The sequence below is a fragment of the Actinophytocola sp. genome (assembly GCF_045807065.1).
Taxonomy (GTDB): domain Bacteria; phylum Actinomycetota; class Actinomycetes; order Mycobacteriales; family Pseudonocardiaceae; genus Actinophytocola.
Map to the genome: position 1 here is coordinate 1 of NZ_JBJMIE010000335.1, position 2,488 is coordinate 2,488.

Consider the following 2,488-nt stretch of genomic DNA (forward strand, 5'->3'; position numbering starts at 1 on the left):
GCCTGGACGGCGACCATCGCACCACCCGCCGGCAGAGCCTGCATCAGCCGGCCGCGAGCCGTGACCAACGTGCACGCGTCCTCAAGCGACCACACGCCGGCCACGTGGGCCGCCGCCAACTCACCGATCGAGTGGCCGGCCACGAAGTCCGGCCTGAGACCCCAAGCTTCGAGGAGCCGGTAGAGCGCCACCTCGACGGCGAACAACGCCGGTTGGGTGTTGCCCGTCTCGTCCAAGCCCTCACCCGAGGCGATCACCTCGCGCAGGCCCGGATCAAGATGCGCGCAGACCTCGTCGAACGCCGCCGCGAACACCGGGAACGCCGCGTACAACTGCTGCCCCATCGCGGCTCGCTGCGCACCCTGACCCGTGAACAGGAACGCCAACCGACCATCCGACCGCGTGCCCCACGCCAGCTCGGTGCCGGCGTCGTCGAGCACGGACCGGTGGTCGAACACCGCCCGGGTGGTCGCGAGGGAGTAGCCGATGTCCTGCGGCTCCGCGGTCGACCCGGCGGCGAAGGCACGCAGGCGGGTGGTCTGGTCGCGCAGCGCCTCGGCGGTGCGGGCCGACAGCACCCACGGCACCACGGGCGGGGCGGGAGCGGGTTCCACGGCCACGGGAGCGGGTGGCTCCTCGATGATCACGTGCGCGTTCGTGCCGCTGATGCCGAACGAGGAGATGCCGGCCCGGCGCGGGTGCCCGGCCGCCGCCCACGGCACCGGCGAGGCCAGCAGCGTCACCGCGCCCGACGCCCAGTCGACCTGGTGGGTCGGCTCGTCCACGTGCTGGGTGGCCGGCAGGGTGCCGTGCCGCAACGCCATGACCATCTTGATCACGCTGGCGGCACCGGCCGCGGCCTGGGTGTGGCCGATGTTGGACTTGATCGAGCCCAGCCACAGCGGTGCCTCGCGGTCGCGGCCGTAGGTGGCCAGCAACGCCTGCGCCTCGATCGGGTCACCCAGCGCGGTGCCGGTGCCGTGCGCCTCGACGGCGTCGACGTCGGACGTGGTCAGGCCGGCCGCGGCCAGTGCCTGCGCGATCACCCGTTGCTGGGACGGGCCGTTCGGGGCGGTCAACCCGTTGGACGCGCCGTCCTGGTTGACCGCCGAGCCCCGCACCACCGCGAGGACCGGGTGGCCGTTGCGCTGTGCGTCGGACAGCCGTTCCAGCACGAGGATGCCGGCGCCCTCACCCCACACCGTGCCGTCCGCGCCCGCGCCGAACGCCTTGCACCGGCCGTCCGGGGCGAGGCCGCGCTGCCGGGAGAACTCGATGAACGCCTCCGGGCTCGCCATCACCGTGACGCCGCCGGCGAGTGCGAGCGAGCACTCCCCCGCCCGCAACGCCTGCGCGGCGAGGTGCATCGCGACGAGCGACGACGAGCACGCCGTGTCGAGGGTGACCGCGGGGCCTTCGAGGCCGAGTGTGTAGGAGATCCGGCCGGACGCCACGCTCGCCGCGACGCCCGTGCCCCAGAAGCCCTCCACGCCCTCGGGCAGCCCGGCCAGGGTCGGCGCGTAGTCCCGGTACATGAGGCCGGCGAACACCCCGGTTCGGCTGCCCCGCAGGGAAAGCGGGTCGATGCCGGCGCGTTCCAGTGCCTCCCAGGTGGTTTCGAGCAGGAGCCGCTGCTGCGGGTCCATGGCCAGCGCCTCGCGGCGGCTGATGCCGAAGAACTCGGCGTCGAACAGGTCGGGCTCGGCGACGAAGCCGCCGTGGCGGGCGTAGGACCTGCCGTGCGCGTCCGGGTCGGGGTCGAACAGGGTCGCGAGGTCCCAGCCGCGGGTGGTGGGGAACTCGGTGATGCCGGAGCGACCCGAGGCGACCAGGTCCCACAGTTCGTCCGGGGTGGACACACCACCCGGGAACCGGCACCCCATGCCCACGATTGCGATCGGCTCGTCGACCGCGGTGGCCGGCAGCACGGCGTCCACGACGACGTCCGCGACGCCGCCGCCCAGTTCGGCGCGGAGGTGGTCGGCGACGGCGAGGGGGTTCGGGTAGTCGAACACCAGCGTGGCCGACAGCCGCAGGCCGGTGGCCGCGTTGAGTCGGTTGCGCAGCTCGATGGCGGTGAGCGAGTCGAAGCCCAGTTCCTTGAAGGCCTTGGCGGCGGTGACCGCGTCGGCCGTCGCGTGCCCGAGGACGCCGGCGACGTTGTCGCGCACCAGGTCCAGCAGCAGGGCTCGCTGCTCCGGCTCACCGAGCCTAGCCAGGCGGTGGGCGATGTCGTCCGTGGCCGCGGTGGCCGCGCGGCGGGCCTGCGGGCGGACGAGGCCACGCAGCAGCGGCGGAATGTCCGCGCCGGAGGACCGCAAACCGGTCAGGTCGAGCTTGACCGGCACCACGAGCGCCCGGTCCGCGGCGCAGGCGGCGTCGAACAACGCGAGCCCGTCCTGGGTGGACAGTGCGCCGAAGCCGGCCCGGGACAGGCGCGCGAGGTCCGCGGCGTCCAGCTGGTCGCGCATCCCGCTGGCGTGCCACA

At 73.8% G+C, this 2,488-nt stretch carries 1 pseudogene; it reads right to left on the reverse strand.

Going from position 1 to position 2,488, the window contains the following annotated elements:
• Positions 1-2,474: pseudogene (locus tag ACJ73U_RS19380) on the reverse strand (beta-ketoacyl synthase N-terminal-like domain-containing protein); the annotation flags it as partial.
• Between the last annotated feature and the right edge of the window lie 14 nt (positions 2,475-2,488).